Raw genomic sequence first — 25,764 nt, forward strand, 5'->3', positions numbered from 1 at the left:
TGTTGCGCGAAGCGTTGGATTTCTCTATAATAGAACATAATATTTGAAAAACCGTGACAGAGGATCTCGATTTCTCATCAACTGCCTTCCAGGGAGAAAATGCCGCAGACTGAGAGCATTTTTAATGCAGCCGGAAATTGGTTTCACCTCTCGAGTTGTCACCGGGACCGCGCACGTTGCGCGTAAAGGTGAACCGGAATCTGATTCCGTTATGTCAATGAAGCTGACGACAGCATCAGTCTGTCTGAAATAAGGGTGGTACCGCGGCCACAACTCGTCCCTTGTCCTATAAGGGGCGGGTTTTTTTGTTTTCCAAAGACATATAACGGTTTGTTTACATAAAAGGAGGATGCAAAATGGAAGAAAAGCTAAAACAGCTGGAACAAGAAGCTTTAGATCAAGTAGAAGCGGCAAGCTCATTGAAGGTTGTCAATGATATTCGGGTTCAATATCTCGGAAAAAAAGGGCCGATCACAGAAGTGCTGCGCGGAATGGGCAAGCTTTCTGCGGAGGAGCGTCCGAAAATGGGCGCTCTTGCCAATGAGGTAAGAGAACGAATCGCCAATGCGATTGCAGCTAAAAATGAAAAGCTTGAGGAAGAAGAAATGAAACAGAAGCTTGCGGGACAGACAATTGACGTCACGCTCCCGGGTAATCCTGTCGCAATCGGAGGACGCCATCCGCTCACTGTTGTCATTGAAGAAATTGAAGATCTATTTATCGGCATGGGTTATACCGTTGAAGAAGGCCCTGAGGTCGAGACGGACTACTACAACTTCGAAGCGCTCAATCTGCCGAAAGAACACCCTGCCCGCGATATGCAGGACAGCTTTTACATCACAGAGGAAATGCTGATGAGAACGCAAACCTCTCCTGTTCAGACGCGGACGATGGAAAAGCACAAAGGTAAAGGACCTGTTAAAATTATTTGTCCTGGAAAAGTATACCGCCGCGATAATGATGACGCGACGCACTCTCACCAATTTATGCAGATTGAAGGGCTTGTTGTTGATAAAAACATCAGCATGAGTGATTTAAAAGGAACACTTGAACTGGTTGCGAAAAAAATGTTCGGGCAAGACCGTGAAATCAGACTTCGCCCAAGCTTCTTCCCGTTTACCGAGCCTTCAGTAGAAGTAGACGTAACGTGCTTTAAGTGCGGAGGAAATGGCTGCTCTGTATGTAAAGGAACAGGCTGGATTGAAATCCTCGGCGCCGGCATGGTTCACCCAAATGTGCTGGAAATGGCCGGCTTTGATCCGAAGGAATATCAGGGCTTTGCGTTCGGAATGGGTGTTGAGCGCATCGCGATGCTGAAATACGGCATCGATGATATCCGCCACTTCTACACAAACGATGTCAGATTTATTTCGCAGTTTAAACAGGCGTAAGAGGAGGATGCTAGAATGTTTGTTTCTTATAAATGGTTAGAGGATTATGTTGATTTAAAAGGTATGGATCCGGCTGTTCTTGCTGAGAAAATAACAAGAGCCGGTATTGAAGTTGAAGGAATTGAGTATAAGGGAGAAGGCATTAAAGGCGTTGTCATCGGCCATGTGCTGGAGCGCGAACAGCATCCAAACGCCGATAAGCTGAATAAGTGCCTTGTAGATATCGGAGCTGAGGCACCCGTACAAATCATTTGCGGCGCGCCAAACGTGGATAAAGGGCAAAAAGTTGCAGTCGCTACAGTCGGAGCGGTGCTGCCGGGCAATTTCAAAATCAAAAAAGCCAAGCTTCGCGGTGAAGAATCAAACGGCATGATTTGTTCTTTACAAGAGCTCGGTATTGAGAGCAAGCTTGTGGCGAAGGAATATGCGGAAGGCATTTTCGTTTTCCCAAATGAGGTTGAAGCAGGAAGTGATGCGTTAGCTGCTTTACAGCTTGACGATGCTGTCTTAGAGCTCGGTTTAACACCGAACCGCGCCGATGCGATGAACATGCTTGGTGTTGCTTATGAGGTTGCAGCGATTTTAGACACAGAGGTAAAGCTTCCGCAAACGGATTACCCAGTCGCTTCAGAACAAGCGTCAGACTACATTTCTGTCAAAGTTGAAGACCAGGAAGCAAATCCGCTGTATGCAGCAAAAATCATTAAAAACGTAAAAATTGCTCCGTCACCGCTTTGGATGCAGACGAAACTGATGAATGCAGGCATTCGCCCGCACAACAACGTCGTGGATATCACAAACTTTGTTTTATTAGAGTACGGACAGCCGCTTCACGCGTTTGATTATGACAGATTCGGCTCTAAGGAAGTTGTAGTCAGAAAAGCTGTTGAAAATGAAACAATCTTAACACTCGACGATCAGGAACGAAAACTGTCTGCCGATCACCTTGTCATTACAAACGGGTCGAAAGCACAAGCCGTTGCTGGTGTTATGGGAGGAGCAGAATCAGAAGTTCGGGAAGACACAACAACGATTTTGCTTGAAGCTGCGTTCTTCAACGGGCAGACGGTTCGCAAGGCTTCAAAAGATCTTGGTTTGAGAAGTGAATCGAGTGCAAGATTCGAAAAAGGCATTGATCCTGCGCGTGTGCGCCTTGCGGCAGAACGTGCGGCACAGCTGATCCACCTGTATGCCGGCGGTGAAGTGCTTGCCGGAACTGTTGAAGAAGACCATCTCACAATCGAAGCGAACAACGTTCATGTATCGGCTGAAAAGGTGAACAGCGTTCTCGGCATGACGATCAGCAAAGAAGAACTGATCAGCATTTATCAGCGTCTTGGCTTTGCTGTCGGAGAAGCAAATGACTTACTTGTTGTGACTGTTCCGTCACGCCGCGGTGACATCCGCATCGAAGAGGATTTGATTGAAGAAGCAGCAAGATTGTATGGCTACGACAACATTCCGTCCACACTTCCTGATACAGCGGGAACAACAGGCGGATTGACGCCTTACCAGACAAAACGCCGTAAAGTCAGACGTTTCCTTGAAGGAGCCGGCTTATCACAAGCGATTACCTACTCTTTAACAAACGAGAAAAAAGCGGCGGCATTTGCGATTGAAAAATCGTTTAATACTGTTCTTGCGCTTCCGATGAGTGAAGAAAGAAGCATTCTCAGACACAGCCTTGTTCCGAATCTGCTTGAATCCGTTTCTTACAACCTGGCAAGACAAACTGATTCGGTTGCATTGTACGAAGTCGGTTCCGTTTTCCTGACGAAGGAAGAGGATACAAAACCTGTTGAAACGGAGCGCGTGGCAGGTGCGGTAACCGGTTTATGGCGCAAGCATTTATGGCAGGGCGAGAAAAAACCGGTCGATTTCTTTGTCGCAAAAGGAATTGTTGAAGGGCTGTTAGATAAACTGAACGTCCTGGACAGCATTGAATTTGTGCAATCAGAAAGAAAACAGCTGCACCCGGGCAGAACTGCGAACATTCTTTTAAACGGCTCTCTTATCGGCTTTATTGGCCAAGTCCACCCTTCACTGGAAAAAGAACTGGATATTAAAGAAACGTACGTGTTCGAACTTGATCTTCACACGCTGCTCACAGCAGACACGGCGCCGCTCGTGTACACGGCGATTCCGAAATATCCGTCTGTGACACGTGATATCGCGCTTGTGACAGATCAATCAGTGACAAGCGGCCAGCTCGAGAGCGTCATCAAAGAGGCGGGCGGCAAACTGCTGAAAGAAGTAACCGTCTTTGACGTCTACGAAGGAGAGCATATGGAGGAAGGCAAAAAGTCAGTCGCTTTCTCACTCCAATATGTAAACCCAGAGCAAACGCTGACTGAAGAAGAAGTGGCAAAAGCGCACGACAAAGTGCTGAAAGCGTTAGAAAACACTTATCAGGCCGTATTGAGAGGCTAATAAAAAAGCTTGCAGATATTCTCTGCAAGCTTTTTTCTATGAACGTTTTTTATCCGCCAGGCGCTGCGCTTTCTGCGTATTGGCAAAATGGAGTTTTGTAAAGGTTCGGAGAGCGGATGCCCCTTTTCTGATGATCAGTTTGGCGGCCGCTTCATCTACATGAGGGCCGGCCCCTTTCGGCAGTGTCATTCCTGCCTCGCGCGAAAGCTTATCCATTTCCATTAAAAAGGAATATCTTGCAATAATCGATGCAGCAGCGACTGACAGGTGAATGCCTTCGGCTTTTGTGCTGAAATAGGTGCGCTCCTGTACAATGTCTCTTCCCTTTAAATGGTTGTAGTAGACGCCGGGCTCGGCGAATTGGTCGATCAGAATCGCCTCAGGCTTTACTCCGTCCATTTTTCGTAAAAGATGGGTTATGGCCTGATTATGCAAGAGAGCTTTCATTTTTCCCTGACTCATGCCTCGTTCCTGCATGCTGTTGTACTTTTCGTTTTTTAAAACGAGCAGGCTGTACGGAATGGTTTTGATCAGGCTTCGGGCGATCTCAATGATTTGCGGATCCTTTAGGTGTTTAGAATCCTTCACACCGAGTTCCTTCATTAAAGGAAGCTTTGTTTTGTCAACGTATGCGCAGACAACCGTCATTGGGCCAAAGTAATCTCCGGTTCCGACTTCGTCAGAGCCGATGACAGACATGCCTGCGATGTCTGTTGGAGGGGCGTAGCGTAAATCAGCCGGCTTTTTTGCCGTTTTTTTCTTTTCCTGCGGCTCAGCAGTTCCCCAGCGGGCAGATTCTGCCTCTGCGTTTTTGCCCTGAAACAATACCTTCCCTGACTTATAAGCTGTAATGGTACAGCCTGCCGGTTTTGCCTGGAAAATGGCACCCTGCGGCACAGATGCAGTAAGTGAACTGTTATACGCTGTTTTCATTTGGTCAATAGCAGACATTGGTACTTTTATCACAGAATGGGACACGTAATAATCTCCTTTTTTTACACGTTTCGCTGTATCTACCAGTGTATCATAACAGCGGGAGGCTCGTCTTTCCATTCATTTAATAAACGTGTTATGATAGGAACTAGGATTCTCACGGAATGGAGGAGAAACGTTGTCTGACGGCAAAAAAACAAAAACAACCGTTGACATTTACGGCCAGCACTTCACGATTATCGGTGAAGAAAGCAGAGCCCATATGAGATATGTGGCCGGAATTGTTGATGATAAAATGAGAGAAATCAATCAAAAAAATCCATATCTTGATATAAATAAACTTGCAGTGCTGACAGCGGTAAATGTGGTGCACGACTATGTGAAATTAAAAGAGCAATATGAAAAACTGGAGCATCAGCTTAAAGAAAAGGATTGAACAACTATGCTAGATATCATCATCTTAATCTTGCTCCTGATGGGGACTTTACTGGGATTAAAACGCGGTTTTATCCTCCAGTTTATCCGCTTGACGAGCTTTATTCTTTCGATCGCGTTTGCGTCTTTATTCTATAAAAATGTCGCACCGCATTTGAAGTGGATTCCTGCGCCCGATTTTTCAGCGGGACAGCCGGCGTTTTCTTTTTTCTCGGGAAATCTGGAAGCAGCCTACTATAATGCGATTGCGTTTGTCGTTCTATTTATTATCGCTAAAATCTTACTGAGAATCATCGGCTCATTCCTAAGTATTGTAGCGGGCATTCCTGTGATTAAACAAATCAACCAAATGCTCGGCGCCGTTCTCGGTTTTCTGGAAGTCTATTTATTTACATTTGTGCTGCTGTATGTTGCTTCCGTACTTCCGATAGACGGCTTACAGCAAATGATGGGGCAATCGTCTCTCGCAAATGTCATGATCAACCATACACCGTATTTATCAGGGCTTTTACAGGAGCTTTGGACGCAATACGGAGGATAAAAAACTTCTCTTGTCCGGAGAAGTTTTTTTCAAGTATGATGGAAACATATGTGAACGTCTGGGGGGTATTCTATGCATAAAAAAGATATTATCCGGCTGCTGGAAACCATTGCAGTCTACATGGAACTGAAAGGGGACAACCCGTTTAAAGTTTCCGCATTCCGAAAAGCAGCGGCAGCCCTTGAACAGGACGACCGCAGTTTATCAGAAATGGACGACATGATGTCACTGTCCGGTATCGGAAAAGGCACGTACAGCGTCATAAAAGAATATATAGATGAAGGAAAGTCAAGTACGCTCGAATCACTGCAGCAGGAGGTGCCGGAAGGGCTGGTGCCTTTATTGAAGCTTCCGGGGCTCGGCGGCAAAAAAATCGCAAAGCTGTATAAAGAGCTTGGCGTACATGATGCAGAATCATTGAAGGAAGCCTGCGAACAGCAGAAAGTCCAAGGGCTTGCGGGATTCGGCAAGAAATCAGAAGAAAAAATATTACAGGCGCTCGGAGAAGCCGGAAAACAGCCTGAACGTTTTCCGATCGGCTATGCGCTCCGGGTCGCGCGGGAAATTGAAGAGCATCTTTCTCAATTGACAGACATCATCAAATATTCCCGTGCCGGAAGTCTCCGCAGAGCACGCGAAACCGTCAAAGATCTGGATTATATTATTGCGACGGATCATCCCGCTGAAGTAAGAGAGCAGCTGCTTGCGCTGCCAAACATCAAAAGCGTCATTGCCAGCGGGGACACGAAGGTATCGGTCATTCTTTCCTTTGAATATGAAACAAGTGTCGATTTCCGTCTCGTGACGGAAGAACAATTCCCGACAACTCTTCATCATTTTACGGGATCGAAGGACCACAATATCAAAATGCGGCAAATTGCAAAAGAACGCGGTGAACGGATCAGTGAGTACGGCGTCGAGACGGTTGAAACAGGAGAAATCAAAACCTTCCCGAGCGAACGGGAATTTTACGCACACTTCGGCTTGCCGCTGATCCCGCCGGAACTCCGTGAAAGCGGGCAAGAGGTGGAAACCTACAACGACAGCATTGAACTCATAGAGCACGATCAAATCAAGGGTGATCTTCACATGCACTCCACATGGAGCGATGGCGCCTTTTCGATCAGGGAAATGGCTGAAGCATGCATGGAAAAAGGCTATCAGTACATGGCCATCACTGATCACTCGCAATATTTAAAGGTCGCCAACGGGCTGACTGCTGAAAGGCTCAAGCAGCAGGCGAAAGAAATTGACGCGCTGAATGCTGAGTTTGAGAACTTCCGTATTTTTAAAGGCGTTGAGATGGATATTCTTCCTGACGGCACACTTGATTATGATGACGATGTGCTGGCGGAAATGGATCTGGTCATTGCATCCATCCATTCAAGCTTTAATCAGCCGGAGCACGTCATTATGAAGCGGCTTGAGACGGCACTGACCAACAAGCATGTTGACATTATCGCCCATCCGACCGGACGCCTCATCGGCAGACGTGCCGGTTACGAAATCGATATCGACAATCTGATTGAGCTCGCGAAGAAAACAAATACGGCGCTTGAACTCAACTCTAACCCTGCGCGTCTCGACCTGCGGACAGAGCATTTAATCAAAGCAAATGAACAAGGGGTTACATTGGTCATTAATACCGATGCCCATAACATCGAGATGTTAAACGATATGAAAACCGGCGTCACTGCCGCGCGCAAAGGCTGGACGGAAACGAAAAACGTCCTGAATGCCCGGTCGCTTGAAGACGTACAGGCATTCCTGAAGCGCAACGATTAAGTAAGGAGGCTCACACAACCGTGCAGCAAAAAGTATTATCATCTCTTGAATTCCATAAAGTGAAAGAACAGGTAATCGAGCACGCCGCTTCATCGCTCGGAAAAGAAATGCTTCTCCAGCTAAAGCCTTCTGCTTCGATTGACGAAATCAAAAAACAGCTGGATGAGGTAGATGAAGCCTCTGCGATCATCCGGCTGCGAGGCCAGGCACCGTTTGGCGGCCTTACCGATATCAGAGGGGCATTAAGACGGGCGGAAATCGGCAGCGTTCTCAGTCCCTCGGAATTCACTGAAATATCAGCGCTGCTTTACGCAGTCAAACAAATGAAACACTTTCTCGGACAAATGGCTGAAGACGGAGTCGACATTCCGCTGATGCAGCAATATACTGAACAGCTCATTACACTGCCCGATTTAGAACGAGAAATTAATTCCTGCATAGATGATCACGGCGAAGTGCTTGATCACGCGTCAGAAACGTTAAGAGGAATCCGCACGCAGCTCAGAACGCTCGAATCGAGAATCAGAGACCGGTTAGAGTCCATTCTGCGTTCCTCCTCTGCTTCGAAAATGCTGTCTGATACGATTGTTACAATCCGAAATGACCGCTTTGTGATCCCGGTCAAACAAGAGTACAGATCAAGCTACGGAGGCATTGTGCATGACACCTCCTCTTCTGGTGCAACCCTGTTCATTGAACCGCAGGCGATTGTAGATATGAACAACTCGCTGCAGCAGGCGAAAGTAAAAGAAAAGCAAGAAATTGAACGGATTTTACGCGTGCTGACAGAGCATACGGCGGAGCACACAGAGGAGCTTTTTCAAGATTTGCAAGTCCTGCAGACGCTTGACTTCATTTTTGCAAAAGCGAAATACGCAAAAGCGGTCAAAGCTACAAAACCGACCATGAATGACAGCGGATTTGTCCGTCTGAAAAAAGCGCGCCATCCATTGCTTCCGTCTGATCAGGTGGTCGCCAATGACATCGAGCTGGGCGGCGATTTTTCAACGATCGTGATTACAGGACCGAATACCGGGGGGAAAACAGTTACATTAAAAACACTGGGGCTGTTGACCTTAATGGCGCAATCGGGTCTTCATATTCCGGCAGATGAAGGATCGGAAGCCGCTGTATTTGAGCATGTGTTCGCTGATATCGGCGATGAACAGTCGATCGAGCAAAGCTTAAGTACATTTTCTTCCCATATGGTGAACATTGTCGGCATTTTAAAACAAGTCAACGAAAACAGCCTTGTGCTCTTTGATGAACTGGGAGCGGGTACAGACCCGCAAGAAGGCGCGGCACTCGCCATGAGCATCTTGGATGAAGTCCACCGCACCAATGCCAGAGTATTAGCGACGACGCATTATCCTGAGTTAAAGGCGTATGGCTATAACAGAGAAGGCGTCATGAACGCCAGTGTCGAATTTGACATTGAGACCCTTTCACCAACCTATAGGCTCTTAATCGGTGTGCCGGGACGAAGCAACGCCTTTGAAATTTCTAGACGGCTCGGGCTTCCGGACCATATTATCGGGCAGGCGAAATCAGAAATGACGGCCGAGCATAATGAGGTCGATACGATGATTGCGTCTCTTGAACGAAGCAAAAAACGGGCGGAAGAAGAGCTTTCTGAAACAGAGGCGTTCAGAAAAGAAGCCGAAAAGCTGCATAAAGAGCTGCAGCAGCAAATCATTGAACTGAACAGCAAAAAAGACAAATTGATGGAAGAGGCCGAACAGCAGGCGGCTGAAAAAGTTAAAGCGGCCACAAAAGAAGCTGAAGACATCATTCACGAATTACGCTCGATTAAAGAAGAACACAAGTCCTTCAAGGATCACGAGCTGATTAACGCGAAGAAACGGTTAGAAGGCGCTATGCCGACCTTTGAAAAGTCCAAAAAACCGGAAAAACCGAAAACGCAAAAACGCGTCTTGAAGCCGGGGGATGAAGTAAAAGTCCTTACTTTCGGGCAGAAAGGAACATTGCTTGAAAAAACCGGCGGCAATGAATGGAATGTTCAAATCGGCATTTTAAAAATGAAAGTGAAAGAAAAAGACCTGGAATTTATCAAATCGGCTCCGGAACCAAAAAAAGAAAAACTCATTACAGCGGTTAAGGGCAAAGATTACCACGTATCGCTTGAACTTGATCTTCGCGGCGAGCGCTATGAAAATGCCCTCAGCCGTGTTGAAAAATACTTGGATGACGCGGTGTTAGCGGGATATCCAAGAGTGTCCATTATCCACGGCAAAGGTACCGGCGCTTTAAGAAAAGGCGTGCAGGATCTTCTGAAAAATCACCGCAGCGTTAAAAACTCCCGTTTCGGTGAAGCTGGTGAGGGAGGATCAGGCGTTACAATTGTTGAACTAAAATAAAAGGGAGTATGGCCATGAGTGATTTTTGGGAAAACGAGCTTGTGGAAATCGCGGCGTATTACAGTGTCGCGGTTCTCTGCCTCGTCCTCTTTTTGACTGTGTTTGAGCTGGTGACAGCTTATAAAAACTGGGAAGAGATTCAAAATGGAAATCTCGCTGTGGCAATGGCAACAGGCGGGAAAATTTTAGGAATAGCAAATGTGTTCCAGCACTCCATCTCTCAGCACAATTCTCTGCTGCAAATGATCGGCTGGGGTGTGTACGGGTTTGTTATGCTTTTGATCAGCTACTTCATTTTTGAGTTTTTGACACCGCGGTTTAAAATTGATCAAGAAATTGAAAATGATAACCGGGCTGTCGGCTTTATTTCATTTGTCATTTCTGTCGGGCTCTCATTTGTTGTGGCAGCCGGAATATAAGGGGACGGAGAATAGATGGAAAAGCTTGCAAAAATACTGCTCGCCGCGGCGGGAATCTTTTTGTTGATTGGTCTTATATATCTGTTCGTATGATGAGAAAAAGAAAGATTTTCCTTTCTTTTTCTTTTTTTTGCCGTCCATCTGCTATAATAATAGGGTGAACGCTAAAATCGAAAGGGGAGGTTTTATGCAGTCTCAAAAGCCGTGGCTTGCCGAGTATCCCGACGATATCCCGCATGAGCTTCCGTTGCCGAACCAAACCCTGCAATCCATCCTGACAGACTCCGCCGCACGATTCCCTGACAAAACAGCCGTATCTTTTTTCGGAAAAAAACTCACCTTTCATGATATTTTGACCGATGCTCTTAAACTCGCAGCTTTTTTGCAGCAAAATGGCCTGCAAAAAGGAGACAGAGTGGCTGTCATGCTGCCCAACTGTCCGCAATCCATCATTTCTTATTACGGGGTGCTGTTTGCCGGCGGTATCGTGGTGCAGACAAACCCGCTCTACACTGAGCATGAGCTCGAATATCAGCTGAGAGACGCAGAGGCCAGGGTGATCATCACCTTAGATTTGCTTTTCCCGAAGGCAATAAAAATGAAAACGTTATCAATCGTAGATCAGATAGTGGTGACGAGTATAAAAGACTATTTGCCGTTTCCAAAAAATATTCTCTATCCGCTTACGCAAAAACAAAAAGTGCACATTGACTATGATGAAAACGACAATATTCATACCTTTGCTTCGAGCATGAAGCGGGAAAAAACAGAGCTGATCACAATTCCGGACATTGACCCTGAGCATGATATCGCCGTTCTGCAATACACCGGAGGAACGACGGGAGCGCCCAAAGGAGTCATGCTCACGCACAGAAATATTTTAGCCAATACTGAAATGTGTGCGGCTTGGATGTACAACGTAAAGGAAGGCGATGAAAAAGTGCTTGGCATTGTCCCATTTTTTCACGTCTATGGGCTGACAGCAGTGATGAATTATTCGATTAAACTAGGATTTGAAATGATCCTGCTTCCCAAGTTTGATCCACTGCACACGCTCAAAATCATCGATAAACAAAAACCGACACTGTTTCCCGGCGCGCCGACGATTTACATTGGCCTCTTGCATCATCCCCAATTACAGCAATACGATCTGTCATCCATTAAAAGCTGCCTCAGCGGATCAGCCGCTCTCCCTGTCGAGGTGAAGCAGCAATTTGAAAAGGTGACTGGCGGAAAGCTTGTGGAGGGATATGGTTTATCCGAGGCATCTCCGGTGACACACGCTAATTTTATCTGGGGAAAAAACAAACCCGGCAGTATCGGCTGTCCCTGGCCTAATACAGACGCAGCCATTTACTCTGACGAGACTGGCCATTTTGCCGCCCCGTATGAGCATGGTGAGATCGTCGTAAAAGGCCCGCAGGTCATGAAGGGGTACTGGAACAAGCCGGAGGAAACGGCTGCTGTCTTAAAGGACGGATGGCTCTTCACCGGAGACATGGGCTATATGGATGAAGATGGATTTTTCTATATTGCCGACAGGAAGAAGGACATCATTATCGCAGGCGGCTATAATATTTACCCGCGGGAAGTTGAAGAAGCGCTGTACGAACATGAAGCGATTCAGGAAATTGTCGTTGCAGGCGTGCCTGATTCGTACAGAGGGGAAACGGTAAAAGCGTTTGTCGTGTTAAAGAAAGGCGCACAAGCCGACGCAGCAGAACTGGACGCTTTCGCCAGAGCCCGTCTCGCACCCTATAAAGTGCCGAAAGCCTATGAATTCAGAAAAGAGCTTCCGAAAACAGCGGTTGGGAAAATTTTAAGAAGGCGTTTACTTGAAGAAGAAACCGAAAATCATCATATCAAGTAACAAATTAGAGCCAGAAAAAGAGAACATTTATGAATAAACTTGACAAACCGGAAAATCCTTCTTATCATAAAATTATGAATGAATAGTCATTCATTTCTATAGGAAGGAACGATGAAAATTGAAGCAAAAACGGCCAAAGTATATGCAGATTATTGATGCAGCAGTTGAAGTAATTGCGGAAAACGGCTACCACCAGTCACAGGTATCTAAAATCGCCAAACAAGCCGGAGTAGCGGACGGCACCATCTATCTTTATTTTAAAAATAAAGAAGACATTTTAATTTCTCTGTTTAAAGAAAAAATGGGCCAATTCATTGAGCGGATGGAAGAGGACATAAAAGAAAAGGCAACAGCAAAAGAGAAATTGGCGCTCGTGATTTCAAAACATTTCTCACTTTTGGCGGGCGACCATAACCTCGCCATTGTCACTCAGCTTGAGCTCCGCCAATCCAATTTGGAGCTGCGGCAGAAAATTAATGAAATATTAAAAGGCTACTTAAATATTTTAGACGGCATTCTGACGGAAGGAATACAATCAGGCGAGTTAAAAGAAGGCCTCGATGTCCGCCTCGCCCGGCAAATGATTTTTGGAACGATTGACGAAACCGTGACGACCTGGGTGATGAATGATCAAAAGTATGATCTGGCTGCTTTGTCAGACAGTGTTTTAGAATTACTGGTGTCCGGAATTCACAATAAGTAAAGGAGTTCTGTCCTATGAATGCAATATCACTCGCAGTTGATCAATTTGTTGCAGTTATGACGATTCACAATCCGCCGGCAAACGCGCTTTCCAGCCGGATATTAGAAGAGCTGTCCTCCTGTCTTGATCAGTGTGAGACAGATGCCGGCGTGCGGTGCATTATTATACACGGGGAAGGAAGGTTCTTCTCCGCAGGCGCTGATATTAAAGAATTTACATCACTGAGAAACAGTGAGGATTCCTCAATGCTGGCTGAACGCGGCCAGCAGCTGATGGAGAGAATGGAGAGCTTTCCAAAACCGATTATCGCAGCGATTCACGGAGCTGCCCTCGGCGGCGGGCTGGAGCTTGCAATGGCCTGCCATATCAGAATTGCGGCAGAAGATGCCAAGCTGGGGCTTCCTGAGCTTAACCTCGGCATTATTCCCGGTTTTGCAGGTACACAGCGGCTCCCGCGATACGTTGGTACAGCAAAAGCATTGGAGCTCATTGGATCAGGAGAACCGATATCGGGGAAAGAAGCGCTTGACCTCGGACTTGTGACAATCGGAGCAAAAGATGAAGGAGAAGTGCTTGAAAAAGCGAAAACGCTTGCTGGCAAATTTGCAGAAAAAAGTCCGCAAACGATGGCGTCTCTGCTTGAGCTTCTCTATACAAACAAGGTGTATTCCTATGAAGGCAGCTTAAAGCTTGAAGCAAAGCGGTTTGGAGAAGCGTTTGAGTCGGAGGACGCCAAGGAAGGCATTCAGGCATTTCTCGAAAAAAGAAAGCCTCAGTTCAAAGGCGAATAAAAGGGGATATGATCATGAATCTATTTGTACTGATGAAACGGACGTTTGACACAGAAGAAAAAATCGTCATTGACGCAGGGAAGATTCAGGATGACGGGGCTGAATGGATTATCAATCCGTACGATGAATACGCGATTGAAGAAGCCATTCAGCTGAAGGAAAAACACGGCGGCACCATCACCGTTGTCACTGTCGGCGGCGAAGAAGCGGAAAAGGAGCTGCGTACAGCGCTTGCCATGGGGTGTGACCAAGCCGTTTTAATCAACATAGAAGATGATCTCGAAGAACCCGACCAGTATTCCATTTCTCAAGTTTTATACCACTATATGAAGGAACAGGAGTTTGACCTTATTCTCGGCGGAAATGTCGCGATCGATGGAGGCTCAGGACAAGTGGCGCCTCGCCTGGCAGAGCTTTTGGACATTCCGTGCATCACGACGATCACCAAACTCGACATCAATGGAAGTGACGCAGAAGCGGAAAGGGACGTTGAAGGGGATGTTGAAAAAATCAAAACGACTCTTCCTTTGCTGGTCACAGCTCAGCAAGGCTTAAATGAACCGCGCTATCCATCGCTTCCGGGAATCATGAAAGCCAAGAAAAAACCGCTTGAAGAGCTTGAGCTGGATGATCTGGACTTGGATGAAGAAGATGCTGAACCAAAAATGAAAACAATTGAACGTTTTCTGCCGCCGAAAAAAGAAGCCGGGAAGCTTCTGCAGGGTGAGCCTGCCGAACAGGCAAAAGAGCTCTTATCATTGCTCCGCAGCGAGGCGAAAGTCATTTAGCGCTTGCACATTCAAAGAAACAGGGGGATGTTAGGATGGGAAAAAAAGTGATCGTACTCGGAGAAATTCGTGACGGAGAACTGCGAAATGTCACCTTTGAAGCGATCTCCGCTGGAAGAACCATTTCAGGTGATGGAGAAGTGATCGGTGTTCTTATAGGAGAAAACATATCACAGCATGCAGAGGAGCTGATCCACTACGGTGCAGACAAAGTTCTCACAGCTGAGGACCCAAAACTCAAGGCATATACGGCAGACGGATACAGCCAAGTGATGCGAACCATTATTGAAAAGGAAAAACCTGGTGCGGTCGTATGCGGACACACTGCAATGGGGAAGGATCTGTCGCCGAAGCTTGCAGCCCGGCTCCAAACGGGATTGATTTCTGACGCTACAGATGTAAGCGTTGCCGGAGAGAACGTTGTTTTCACAAGACCGATTTACTCAGGGAAGGCATTTGAACGTGTCATTTCAACGGATCCGATGACGCTTGTGACGATTCGTCCAAACAACATTCAAGCCTTAGAAAAAGACGCCAGCCGGGCAGGCAGCATTGAAAGCATCGAAGTTTCCCTTACGGATCTCCGTACCGTCATACAAGAGATCGTCAAAAAAACAGCGGACGGCGTTGATCTCTCTGAAGCGAAAATCATTGTTGCGGGCGGCCGCGGAGTAAAAAGCAAAGAAGGTTTTCAGCCGCTGCAGGAGCTTGCCGAGGTGCTGGGCGCAGCAGTCGGCGCTTCACGCGGGGCGTGTGACGCTGATTATTGTGACTATGCTCTTCAAATCGGACAGACCGGAAAAGTTGTCACTCCCGATTTGTATATCGCCTGCGGAATTTCCGGTGCCATCCAGCATTTGGCGGGTATGTCGAACAGCAAGGTAATTGTCGCCATCAATAAAGATCCTGAAGCCGATATTTTTAAAATAGCTGATTACGGTATTGTAGGCGATTTATTTGAAGTCGTCCCATTACTGACTGAAGAATTCAAACAGCTGAATATTCACTCATAAAGGGAAGCCCCGGACTGCAAAAGTTCGGGGTTTTTGAATACATACGTACAAATAATAAGTAACAAAAAAATTCGTTGACATGTACGGACATATATAATAAGGTTACTTTAAAAGCGCTTACATTCATGCTGGCTCCTCAGACAAAACACAGATCCTATATTTGACTGTGGTGCTTTTCATATTTGTATGAAAGGAATGATCAAGCATGTCTGAACATACAGCAGTGATTCAAACGGATATTGTAAAAGGAACGATCAACAAAAATATATACGGTCATTTTGCTGAGCATTTAGGAAGAGGGATTTATGAAGGGATTTGGGTCGGAACGGAATCAAGCATTCCTCATATAAACGGTATAAGAAAAGATGTGTTAGAAGCGCTGAAACAGCTGCGTATTCCTGTCCTCCGATGGCCGGGGGGCTGCTTTGCGGATGAATATCATTGGGCTAACGGTGTGGGTGACCGCAAGACGATGCTCAATACTCATTGGGGCGGCACAGTTGAATCGAATGAATTCGGGACACATGAATTTATGATGCTGTGCGAGCTGCTTGAGTGCGAACCTTACATTTGCGGCAATGTAGGAAGCGGAACAGTTCAGGAAATGGCGGAATGGATCGAATATATGACCTTTAAAGAAGGCACGCCAATGTCGGATTGGAGAAAACAAAACGGAAAAGAAGAGCCTTGGAAGCTGAAATATTTTGGGGTGGGCAATGAAAATTGGGGCTGCGGCGGCAACATGCACCCTGAGTACTATGCCGATCTATACCGCCGTTTTCAAACTTATGTCCGCAATTACAGCGGCAATGAAATTTATAAAATTGCCGGCGGTGCAAACGTCGATGATTTTAATTGGACGGACGTGCTTATGAAAAAAGCAGCTGGCCTGATGGATGGGCTAAGCCTTCATTACTACACGATTCCGGGAGATTTCTGGAAGGGCAAAGGATCGGCCACAGAATTTACAGAGGACGAATGGTTCATCACGATGAAAAAGGCCAAATACATTGATAAATTGATTGAAAAACACGGCACAATTATGGACCGGTATGATCCGGAACAGCGGGTCGGACTGATTATTGACGAATGGGGCACATGGTTTGACCCTGAGCCAGGAACGAACCCAGGCTTTTTGTATCAGCAAAACACGATTCGTGACGCGCTGGTCGCAGCTTCTCACTTTCACATTTTCCATCAGCATTGCCGCCGGGTGCAAATGACCAACATCGCGCAGACGGTAAACGTTCTTCAAGCTATGATTCTGACTGAGGGAGAACGGATGCTATTAACGCCGACATACCATGTGTTTGATATGTTTAAGGTACATCAGGATGCCTCTTTTTTAGATACTGAAACAACGTCCGCTAACTATGAATGGAAGGGAGAAACGCTGCCTCAAATCAGTGTGTCAGCATCAAGAAATGCTGAGGGCGATATAAACGTCAGCATCTGTAACATTGATCATCAAAATAAAGCAGAGGTGGAGATCGAGCTGAGAGGTCTTGACAAGACTGTGGATCATTCCGGCGTTATCCTGACTGCTGAAAAGATGAACGCCCATAACACGTTTGATGATCCGGAGCACGTAAAACCTGAATCGTTCAGCCGTTATTCTGTAAATAAAAACAAATTGAAAGCAAAGCTGCCGCCAATGGCAGTTGTCTTACTCACATTACGGACTGATTCTTAACCAAAAAAAGGAGCGCCGATCCACTAGAGGACAGCGCTCTTTTTTGTTTTGAAACAGCTCCAAAAGGGCATGGTAAAGTATATGACGGTTATAGAAGGGATGTTGTCCTATGCTTCGTACAATTTTAATGATCATCGGCGCAATCGTGGTGATCGGAGCGATTATCAGATTCGTGTTTTAATGCCCCATTCTATGAGTAAACCGATTGTGATCAGGAAAAAATAATTTATAAGCATTTAAATAGCGTGAACGAATGGGAGATGCTATACTAAAAATCATCATTTCACAATTGGAGGAATTCAATAATGGCTATCGTAAAAGCAACTGATCAATCTTTCTCAGCTGAAACAAGCGAAGGCGTCGTACTTGCTGATTTCTGGGCTCCTTGGTGCGGACCTTGTAAAATGATTGCACCTGTTCTTGAAGAATTGGATCAAGAAATGGGCGACAAACTGAAAATCGTAAAAATCGATGTAGATGAGAACCAAGAAACAGCAGGCAAATACGGCGTTATGAGCATCCCGACACTTCTTGTTTTAAAAGATGGAGAAGTTGTTGAAACATCTGTAGGCTTCAAACCGAAAGAAGCGCTTCAAGAGCTTGTAAACAAACATCTTTAATTTTCGGCTGCTTACATGCCAGAGCGATTCCAATTGAGGGATCGCTTTTTTTATTCGCCAATCGTGAACCATGGAGAAAAACACCTGTTCGTGTTAAACTGGAAACAAAGGACTAAATATAAGGAAGGGTAACATATGAACAAACAACTGAAAGAAAAACTCGCCCTCCTTCCCGATCAGCCCGGGTGTTATTTAATGAAGGACCGTCAGCAGACAGTGATCTACGTAGGAAAAGCAAAAGTGCTGAAAAACAGAGTGCGCTCCTACTTTACCGGGTCCCATGACGCAAAAACACAGAGGCTTGTGACGGAAATCGAGGATTTTGAATATATCGTGACGTCCTCCAATCTTGAAGCGCTAATTTTAGAAATGAACTTGATTAAAAAGCATGATCCGAAATATAACGTCATGCTGAAAGATGATAAAACCTATCCTTTTATAAAACTCACCCATGAACGCCACCCAAGGCTGATTGTCACCCGCAATGTCAAAAAAGACAAAGGGCGCTATTTCGGACCGTATCCGAATGTGCAGGCCGCAAGGGAGACGAAAAAGCTGCTCGACCGTCTCTACCCTCTCAGAAAATGCTCAAAGCTCCCCGACAGAGTGTGTCTTTATTATCACCTCGGACAATGTCTTGCTCCGTGTGTAAAGGACATTTCTGAAGAGACAAACAGAGAGCTGGTTGAGAATATTACCCGTTTCTTAAAGGGCGGCTATAACGATGTTAAAAAAGAGCTTGAAGAGAAAATGCTTGAGGCGGCTGAGAACCTTGAATTTGAACGGGCAAAGGAGCTTCGTGACCAAATTGCCCATATCGAATCAACGATGGAAAAACAAAAAATGACGATGAACGACTTAGTCGACCGTGACGTATTCGCTTACGCTTATGATAAAGGCTGGATGTGCGTACAGGTCTTTTTCGTACGGCAAGGAAAGCTCATCGAACGTGACGTCAGTATGTTTCCGCTTTATCAGGAAGCAGATGAAGAGTTCCTTACCTTCATCGGTCAGTTTTATTCAAAAAACAACCATTTTCTGCCGAAGGAGATTTTAGTGCCGGACAGCGTCGATCAATCGATGATTGAGCAGCTGCTGGAAACAAACGTCCATCAGCCGAAAAAAGGGTCGAAGAAAGAATTGCTTATGCTGGCACATAAAAACGCAAAAATCGCGCTTAAAGAAAAATTCTCTTTAATCGAACGTGACGAGGAGCGTTCAATCGGTGCTGTGCAGAAACTTGGTGACGCCTTAAATATTTATACCCCGCACAGAATCGAAGCGTTCGATAACTCGAATATACAAGGGACAAACCCGGTTTCGGCGATGATTGTCTTCATCGACGGCAAACCATACAAAAAGGAATACCGCAAATACAAAATCAAAACTGTCACAGGGCCTGATGATTACGGCTCAATGAGAGAGGTTGTCAGACGAAGATATACGAGAGTGCTTCGCGAAAATCTGCCGCTCCCTGATCTGATTATTATAGACGGAGGGAAAGGCCAGATCAACGCGGCCCGTGACGTCATAGAAAACGAACTGGGCTTGGATATCCCAATCGCCGGCTTGGCGAAGGATGATAAACACAGAACCTCCAATTTATTAATCGGCGATCCGCTGGAGACGGTTTATCTTGAACGAAACAGCCAGGAATTTTACCTGCTTCAGCGCATTCAGGATGAGGTGCACCGGTTTGCGATCAGCTTCCACAGGCAAATCCGCGGGAAAAGCGCGTTCCAGTCTGTGCTAGACGATATACCCGGAATTGGAGAAAAAAGAAAGAAAATGCTGTTAAAGCATTTCGGTTCCGTCAAAAAAATGAAGGAAGCAAGCCTCGAGGACATCAAAAAAGCGGGTGTACCCGCGGCGGCGGCACAGCTGCTTTATGATAAATTGCAAAAATAATGTTGTCCTTTTGAAAAAGTTCTGATAAAATGTGAACTAATTTCATAATTAGATCGTGTAATATGGTGAAGATAGAGGTGCGAACTTCAAGAGTAAGCCTTTGGAGAAAGATGGATTCTGAGAAAAAGGCTGAAAGGGGAGCGTCGCCGAAGTAAATAAAACCCCATCGGTATTATTTGCTGGCCGTGCATTGAATAAATGTAAGGCTGTCAAGAAATCATTTTCTTGGAGGGCTATCTCGTTGTTCATAATCATCGTGATGATTAATTGATAAGCAATGAGAGCAATTCCTCTCATTGCTTTTTTTATTGTGGACAAAGCACTCTTTCTCCTCGCCCGCACGAACCAAAATGTAAAGGGTGGTTATACATGGGTCTCATTGTACAAAAATTCGGAGGTACTTCCGTCGGCTCAGTCGAAAAAATTCAAAATGCAGCAAATCGCGTCATTGCGGAAAAACAGAAAGGCCATCAAGTCGTTGTTGTCGTATCAGCTATGGGGAAATCCACTGACGCATTGGTCAGCCTTGCAAAAGACATCACTGATCAGCCGAGCAAACGTGAAATGGATATGCTGCTGGCAACAGGCGAGCAGGTCACCATTTCCTTGCTTTCCATGGCGCTGCAGGAAAAAGGCTATGACGCCGTTTCCTATACAGGATGGCAGGCGGGGATCCGCACGGAGGCCGTCCATGGCAACGCCAGAATTACGGATATGAACACATCCGTGTTAGAAGGCCAGCTTCAGGAAGGAAAAGTCGTTGTTGTGGCAGGGTTTCAAGGCATGACAGACGACAGTGAAATCACGACATTGGGCAGAGGCGGTTCAGACACAACAGCAGTGGCTTTGGCTGCCGCATTAAAAGCGGATAAATGTGATATTTATACGGACGTGCCCGGCGTGTTTACAACCGATCCACGCTATGTGAAATCAGCGAGAAAACTTGCCGGCATCTCTTACGATGAAATGCTGGAGCTTGCCAACTTAGGCGCGGGTGTTCTTCATCCGAGAGCGGTTGAATTCGCGAAAAATTACCAAGTGCCGTTAGAAGTGCGTTCAAGTACAGAAACAGAAGCGGGAACATTAATTGAGGAGGAATCATCCATGGAGCAGAATCTTATCGTCAGAGGCATCGCGTTCGAAGATCAAATCACAAGAGTAACCATCTACGGGCTGACAAGCGGCCTGACCACTTTGTCTACTATTTTTACAACTCTTGCAAAAAGAAACATTAACGTGGATATCATTATCCAAACGCAGGCGGGAGACCATGAGACCGGAATTTCCTTCTCTGTTAAATCCGAAGATGCGGACCAGACTGTTGCCGTACTTGAAGAGTACAAAGATGCGCTGGAATTCGAAAAAATCGAGACAGAAAGCAAATTGGCCAAAGTATCCATTGTCGGATCAGGCATGGTATCAAACCCTGGTGTAGCGGCTGAAATGTTTGCTGTACTGGCGGAAAAAAACATATTAATCAAAATGGTCAGCACATCTGAAATCAAAGTTTCAACAGTAGTGAGCGAAAATGACATGGTAAAAGCGGTGGAAGCACTGCACGATGCATTCGAGCTCTCGAAACACCCTTCAGCTGTGTGATGACAACCAAAAAGGCGGGACTCCTGCAGTCACCGCCTTTTTCATTACACCGGGTCTTTCATATCCCATTTGACAGTCAAAACCACTTTATCGGCTCTCTTTTTTACTTGTTCATATGATTCGGCAATCTGATCATTCATCAATTGAATTTGCTCGGCGATGAAGCCAGCTTCCAGCTGAAAGCACGGTTCTTTCTGATATTTAAGCCGATTGGAAATAACCTGCCCTTCGAGCTCGAATTCCAGTTCCTGTTTTTTTGCGCTAACGTTTGTGAGGGTTCCCCAGCCTGCTTCTTCAAAGAAAGCCGGAAATTCCTCCCATGATTCAAGAGGAAACTTACGGGCGAGATGTTTCCCTGCCCAATACATCATGGAAGAGTAATCTTGGCCAAGCATGTCTGGGAGAACAATCTCTCGTATCAGTTCATAGGCATAGGCGTTCATTTCAATTTCTTTTAAATTGTGTATAGATGCTTCATATTTAGACTTCATATCTGTCTCCCCTCTCTCCTTCGTATATTATAGCCCAAACAGGGGGGAGGATTACAGAATGATCCTGTATTTCTTATGAAAAATTAAGAAAGAATTATATATTGATAAAATAAAATTTTTGAATCAACTAATCAATTCGGAAAATTAGAATTTATGTACGCGTTTTCTTGACGCCCTTTTGTGGTAGGAGTAAAATGAAATTGTCAATAAATCTTAATAAAGTGCTTACAATTGAAAGAAGTGGGGGAAGAGATTTAGCACATTTCGCACTTATCAAACAGGGGGTAAAGTAATGTCTGGGAACAGAGAGTTTTATTTTCGAAGATTGCATTCCTTGCTTGGCGTCATACCGGTCGGCATCTTTTTGATTCAGCATTTAGTCGTCAACCAGTTTGCCGCAAGGGGCGCGGAAGCATTCAATAATGCTGCTCATTTTATGGATAGTCTGCCTTTCAGGTATGCTCTGGAAATCTTTATTATCTTCTTACCTTTAATTTATCATGCAGTTTATGGTGTGTACATAGCGTTTACTGCGAAAAATAACGCGGGACAATATAGCTATATGCGAAACTGGCTCTTCGTCCTGCAGCGTGTAACCGGTATCATCACTCTCATTTTTGTGAGCTGGCATGTGTGGGAAACCCGCATTGCTGCACAGATGGGCGCTGAGGTCAATTTCGACATGATGGCGAATATCTTGAGCTCGCCGGCTATGCTGGGCTTTTACATTGTAGGTGTTTTATCGACAATTTTCCACTTCTCGAACGGTTTATGGTCTTTTGCTGTCACGTGGGGCATCACTGTAACGCCACGTTCTCAAAGAATTTCGACGTACGTTACGCTGATTATCTTTGTTGCACTGTCATACGTAGGCTTAAAAGCGATTTTTGCATTTGTATAAGAGTACTAGATTACTAGAGGGAGAGGGGCTATCATGAGTCAAACAAGCATTATTGTAGTCGGCGGGGGTCTTGCCGGCCTCATGGCGACAATCAAAGCAGCGGAATCAGGAATGGCGGTTAAGCTGTTTTCCATCGTTCCTGTGAAACGTTCTCATTCGGTTTGTGCCCAAGGCGGCATCAACGGAGCAGTCAATACAAAAGGGGAAGGCGACTCTCCGTGGGAACATTTTGACGATACTGTATACGGGGGAGACTTTCTTGCCAATCAGCCGCCGGTTAAGGCGATGTGTGAAGCGGCGCCATCAATTATCCACTTATTAGACCGGATGGGCGTCATGTTTAACCGGACGCCTGAGGGGCTGCTTGATTTCCGCCGATTTGGGGGTACACAGCACCACAGAACAGCTTATGCAGGTGCGACGACTGGCCAGCAGCTACTTTACGCTTTGGACGAGCAAGTGCGCAGATACGAGGTGGCCGGTCTGGTCACAAAATACGAAGGCTGGGAATTCCTTGGCGCTATATTAGATGATGACAGAACCTGCCGCGGAATTGTCGCGCAAAACCTGACAAACATGCAAATTGAATCCTTCCGTTCTGACGCTGTCATTATGGCGACAGGCGGACCGGGAATCATTTTCGGTAAATCCACAAACTCCATGATTAATACAGGGTCTGCTGCATCGATCGTTTATCAGCAGGGAGCGTATTATGCAAATGGAGAATTCATTCAAATCCACCCGACAGCTATACCGGGGGATGATAAATTAAGGCTGATGAGTGAATCGGCACGCGGTGAAGGCGGACGTGTGTGGACATACAAAGACGGTAAGCCGTGGTATTTCCTTGAGGAAAAATATCCCGCATATGGAAACTTGGTGCCGCGTGATATTGCGACACGCGAAATATTTGATGTGTGTGTGAATCAGAAGCTCGGCATCAACGGCGAGAACATGGTGTATCTCGATCTGTCTCATAAAGATCCTAAAGAGCTTGATATTAAGCTCGGCGGCATCATTGAAATTTATGAGAAGTTTATGGGAGACGACCCGCGCAAACTTCCGATGAAAATCTTCCCTGCGGTTCATTATTCAATGGGCGGCTTATGGGTAGATTACGATCAAATGACAAATATCCCGGGGCTGTTTGCCGCTGGAGAATGTGATTACTCCATGCACGGCGGCAACCGCTTGGGAGCAAACTCCCTGCTCTCCGCGATTTACGGAGGAATGGTAGCCGGACCGAATGCTGTGAAATATGTAAACGGCTTAGAATCTTCCGCAGAGGATATGTCTTCATCGATATTCGATGCCCACGTGAAAAAAGAAGAAGAAAAATGGGCTGAGATTATGAATATGGACGGAAACGAAAATGCGTACGTCCTCCATAGAGAGCTCGGGGAATGGATGACGGCGAATGTGACGGTTGTCCGCCATAACGACAAGCTGTTGAAAACAGATGACAAAATTCAGGAGTTAATGGAGCGGTATCAAAAGATTAACATCAATGACACGACAAAATGGAGCAACCAGGGAGCTATGTTTACACGCCAGCTTTCAAACATGCTTCAGCTTGCCAGGGTGATTACACTGGGTGCTTACAACCGTAATGAAAGCAGGGGCGCCCATTATAAACCGGATTTCCCTGAGCGTAATGACGATGAATGGCTCAAAACAACAATGGCTAAACATGTAAGCCCGTATGAAGCGCCTGAGTTTGAGTATCAGGATGTCGATGTATCACTGATAACGCCTCGGAAACGGGATTACTCGAAGAAGAAGGTGGCGAAATAATCATGAGTGAGAAAAAGACCATACGATTTATTATTACACGTCAAGATACACCCGACAGCACGCCTTACGATGAAGAATTTGAAATACCATACCGCCCGAACCTGAACGTCATTTCCGCATTAATGGAAATCCGCCGGAATCCGGTTAACGTGAAAGGTGAAAAGACAACTCCTGTCACATGGGATATGAACTGTCTTGAAGAAGTATGCGGCGCATGTTCAATGGTTATAAACGGAAAGCCCCGCCAGTCTTGTACGGCGCTTGTTGACCAGCTTGAACAGCCGATCCGCTTAAAACCGATGAAAACATTCCCGGTCGTGCGTGATCTGCAGGTTGACCGCAGCAGAATGTTTAATTCTCTGAAAAAAGTAAAAGCGTGGATACCGATCGACGGCACGTACGATTTAGGACCGGGACCGAGAATGCCGGAAAAACGCCGCCAGTGGGCATATGAATTATCAAAATGCATGACGTGCGGTGTCTGCCTGGAAGCCTGCCCGAATGTAAACAGCAAATCGAAATTCATGGGGCCTGCTCCGATGTCTCAGGTCCGTCTGTTTAACGCCCATCCGACAGGAGCCATGAACAAATCCGACCGGCTGGAAGCGCTGATGGATGAAGGAGGCCTTGCAGATTGCGGCAACTCGCAAAACTGCGTTCAATCCTGCCCGAAAGGCATTCCGCTTACCACTTCTATCGCTGCCTTAAACAGGGATACAAACTTACAAGCATTCCGCAATTTCTTCGGAAGCGACAGAGTATAAGATGAAAAAACCTCTTCCGCATGGGAGAGGTTTTTTTAACAATAAGGAGATGAGTGAAATGAAGCTTCCTGCTTACATTGACATGCCGTTTCAAAAATGGAAAGAATCTTTTTCTTTTTTTAATGAAGTATCTGTACGATTTTCTGAGACAGATATGTTTGGGCATATGAATAATGTAATCCCTTTCATCTATTTTGAAGAAGCGAGGATATCTTATTTTAAAAATCTGAATATGATGAAACAACATAAGCACACCATGACAGTCGTCGCCAGTCAGCAATGTGATTATCTGCGCCAAGTTATGCCTTATGAAGACTTGCGTATTTATGTAAAAACAAGCGCTGTCGGCAGTTCATCCCTCACCTTGCATTACCTCGGAGAAAATAGCGTAGGGGAGCCTTGCTTCACCGGAGCTGTTGTCATGGTTCAAGTGTCAAAGGAAAGCGGAAAGGCTGTCAGCTGGACGAATGAGGAGAAAGAAAAGCTTCTCCATACACCATAAACTAATTCTTCTGTA

General features: G+C 45.9%; 23 protein-coding genes and 1 riboswitch. Of the genes, 20 read left to right on the forward strand and 3 right to left on the reverse strand.

From position 1 onward, the window contains the following. Positions 1 to 24: 24 nt before the first annotated feature. Positions 25 to 273 (reverse strand): hypothetical protein, encoded by a 249-nt coding sequence (locus UJ203_RS01210; RefSeq protein ID WP_322008442.1) that lies wholly within the window; start codon positions 271 to 273, stop codon positions 25 to 27. An 83-nt stretch (positions 274 to 356) separates the two neighbouring features. On the opposite strand from UJ203_RS01210, the gene pheS reads away from it, so the two are divergent. Continuing rightward, a complete protein-coding gene (gene pheS / locus UJ203_RS01215; protein ID WP_059335559.1) occupies positions 357 to 1,391 on the forward strand; it encodes a phenylalanine--tRNA ligase subunit alpha in 1,035 nt (344 codons plus the stop codon). A 15-nt stretch (positions 1,392 to 1,406) separates the two neighbouring features. After that, complete coding sequence (gene pheT / locus UJ203_RS01220; protein ID WP_322008443.1) at positions 1,407 to 3,821, forward strand: phenylalanine--tRNA ligase subunit beta; 2,415 nt, start codon at positions 1,407 to 1,409, stop codon at positions 3,819 to 3,821. A gap of 36 nt (positions 3,822 to 3,857) precedes the next feature. On the opposite strand, the gene rnhC is transcribed toward pheT, so the two are convergent. Continuing rightward, the gene (gene rnhC / locus UJ203_RS01225; protein WP_322008444.1) at positions 3,858 to 4,799 is read right to left on the reverse strand and encodes a ribonuclease HIII; all 942 of its coding nucleotides are present in this window, start codon (positions 4,797 to 4,799) and stop codon (positions 3,858 to 3,860) included. A gap of 133 nt (positions 4,800 to 4,932) precedes the next feature. Here rnhC and zapA point away from each other — a divergent pair, with 133 nt between their 5' ends. From zapA to UJ203_RS01295, 14 genes are all read left to right on the forward strand, one after another. Further along, the gene (zapA, locus tag UJ203_RS01230) at positions 4,933 to 5,190 is read left to right on the forward strand and encodes a cell division protein ZapA (protein WP_322008445.1); all 258 of its coding nucleotides are present in this window, start codon (positions 4,933 to 4,935) and stop codon (positions 5,188 to 5,190) included. A gap of 6 nt (positions 5,191 to 5,196) precedes the next feature. Then, positions 5,197 to 5,730 carry a CvpA family protein gene (locus UJ203_RS01235; RefSeq protein WP_024122409.1) on the forward strand — a complete coding sequence of 178 codons (534 nt, stop codon included), beginning with the start codon at positions 5,197 to 5,199 and terminating at the stop codon, positions 5,728 to 5,730. Between the two features lie 72 nt (positions 5,731 to 5,802). Then, a complete protein-coding gene (gene polX, locus UJ203_RS01240; RefSeq protein WP_105953454.1) occupies positions 5,803 to 7,515 on the forward strand; it encodes a DNA polymerase/3'-5' exonuclease PolX in 1,713 nt (570 codons plus the stop codon). Positions 7,516 to 7,535: 20 nt separating this feature from the next. Next, entirely contained in the window at positions 7,536 to 9,893 is a 2,358-nt protein-coding gene (locus UJ203_RS01245; RefSeq protein ID WP_322008446.1) for an endonuclease MutS2, read from the forward strand. 14 nt (positions 9,894 to 9,907) lie between these two features. After that, on the forward strand, positions 9,908 to 10,312 hold the full coding sequence (locus UJ203_RS01250; RefSeq protein WP_010335217.1) for a DUF350 domain-containing protein: 405 nt from the start codon (positions 9,908 to 9,910) through the stop codon (positions 10,310 to 10,312). A gap of 187 nt (positions 10,313 to 10,499) precedes the next feature. Beyond that, complete coding sequence (locus UJ203_RS01255; protein ID WP_322008447.1) at positions 10,500 to 12,182, forward strand: AMP-binding protein; 1,683 nt, start codon at positions 10,500 to 10,502, stop codon at positions 12,180 to 12,182. A 118-nt stretch (positions 12,183 to 12,300) separates the two neighbouring features. Then, positions 12,301 to 12,885, forward strand: a complete 585-nt coding sequence (gene fadR, locus UJ203_RS01260; protein WP_014477593.1) for a fatty acid metabolism transcriptional regulator FadR — start codon at positions 12,301 to 12,303, stop codon at positions 12,883 to 12,885. A 14-nt stretch (positions 12,886 to 12,899) separates the two neighbouring features. Next, a complete protein-coding gene (locus UJ203_RS01265) occupies positions 12,900 to 13,676 on the forward strand; it encodes an enoyl-CoA hydratase (RefSeq protein WP_322008448.1) in 777 nt (258 codons plus the stop codon). A 14-nt stretch (positions 13,677 to 13,690) separates the two neighbouring features. Continuing rightward, positions 13,691 to 14,464 (forward strand): electron transfer flavoprotein subunit beta, encoded by a 774-nt coding sequence (gene etfB / locus UJ203_RS01270; RefSeq protein ID WP_322008449.1) that lies wholly within the window; start codon positions 13,691 to 13,693, stop codon positions 14,462 to 14,464. Positions 14,465 to 14,499: 35 nt separating this feature from the next. Continuing rightward, positions 14,500 to 15,477, forward strand: coding sequence for an electron transfer flavoprotein subunit alpha/FixB family protein (locus UJ203_RS01275; RefSeq protein WP_322008450.1), 978 nt, complete (start codon positions 14,500 to 14,502; stop codon positions 15,475 to 15,477). 205 nt (positions 15,478 to 15,682) lie between these two features. Continuing rightward, a complete protein-coding gene (locus UJ203_RS01280) occupies positions 15,683 to 17,170 on the forward strand; it encodes an alpha-N-arabinofuranosidase (RefSeq protein ID WP_322008451.1) in 1,488 nt (495 codons plus the stop codon). Positions 17,171 to 17,475: 305 nt separating this feature from the next. Beyond that, the gene (gene trxA, locus UJ203_RS01285) at positions 17,476 to 17,790 is read left to right on the forward strand and encodes a thioredoxin (protein WP_003222500.1); all 315 of its coding nucleotides are present in this window, start codon (positions 17,476 to 17,478) and stop codon (positions 17,788 to 17,790) included. Between the two features lie 135 nt (positions 17,791 to 17,925). Then, entirely contained in the window at positions 17,926 to 19,698 is a 1,773-nt protein-coding gene (gene uvrC / locus UJ203_RS01290; protein WP_024122401.1) for an excinuclease ABC subunit UvrC, read from the forward strand. A gap of 64 nt (positions 19,699 to 19,762) precedes the next feature. Then, positions 19,763 to 19,942: riboswitch (Lysine riboswitch) on the forward strand. 125 nt (positions 19,943 to 20,067) lie between these two features. Then, positions 20,068 to 21,297 carry an aspartate kinase gene (locus tag UJ203_RS01295; protein WP_322008452.1) on the forward strand — a complete coding sequence of 410 codons (1,230 nt, stop codon included), beginning with the start codon at positions 20,068 to 20,070 and terminating at the stop codon, positions 21,295 to 21,297. 44 nt (positions 21,298 to 21,341) lie between these two features. Here the strand turns inward: UJ203_RS01295 and UJ203_RS01300 are convergent, their stop codons facing one another. Beyond that, positions 21,342 to 21,788: a YslB family protein gene (locus tag UJ203_RS01300; protein WP_059293467.1), complete on the reverse strand. Its 447-nt coding sequence runs from the start codon at positions 21,786 to 21,788 to the stop codon at positions 21,342 to 21,344. Between the two features lie 292 nt (positions 21,789 to 22,080). Between UJ203_RS01300 and sdhC the strand changes: the two genes are divergently transcribed. The 4 genes from sdhC to UJ203_RS01320 are packed head-to-tail and all read left to right on the forward strand — an operon-like array spanning position 22,081 to position 25,749. Further along, positions 22,081 to 22,689 carry a succinate dehydrogenase cytochrome B558 gene (gene sdhC / locus UJ203_RS01305; RefSeq protein ID WP_003237652.1) on the forward strand — a complete coding sequence of 203 codons (609 nt, stop codon included), beginning with the start codon at positions 22,081 to 22,083 and terminating at the stop codon, positions 22,687 to 22,689. 33 nt (positions 22,690 to 22,722) lie between these two features. Next, the gene (sdhA, locus tag UJ203_RS01310) at positions 22,723 to 24,483 is read left to right on the forward strand and encodes a succinate dehydrogenase flavoprotein subunit (RefSeq protein WP_305934554.1); all 1,761 of its coding nucleotides are present in this window, start codon (positions 22,723 to 22,725) and stop codon (positions 24,481 to 24,483) included. A 2-nt stretch (positions 24,484 to 24,485) separates the two neighbouring features. Then, positions 24,486 to 25,247, forward strand: a complete 762-nt coding sequence (gene sdhB, locus UJ203_RS01315) for a succinate dehydrogenase iron-sulfur subunit (RefSeq protein WP_024122397.1) — start codon at positions 24,486 to 24,488, stop codon at positions 25,245 to 25,247. Positions 25,248 to 25,305: 58 nt separating this feature from the next. Further along, on the forward strand, positions 25,306 to 25,749 hold the full coding sequence (locus tag UJ203_RS01320) for an acyl-CoA thioesterase (protein WP_305934552.1): 444 nt from the start codon (positions 25,306 to 25,308) through the stop codon (positions 25,747 to 25,749). Positions 25,750 to 25,764: the final 15 nt, after the last annotated feature.

This window comes from Bacillus sp. V26, assembly GCF_034296245.1.
GTDB classification, from domain to species: Bacteria; Bacillota; Bacilli; order Bacillales; family Bacillaceae; genus Bacillus; species Bacillus halotolerans.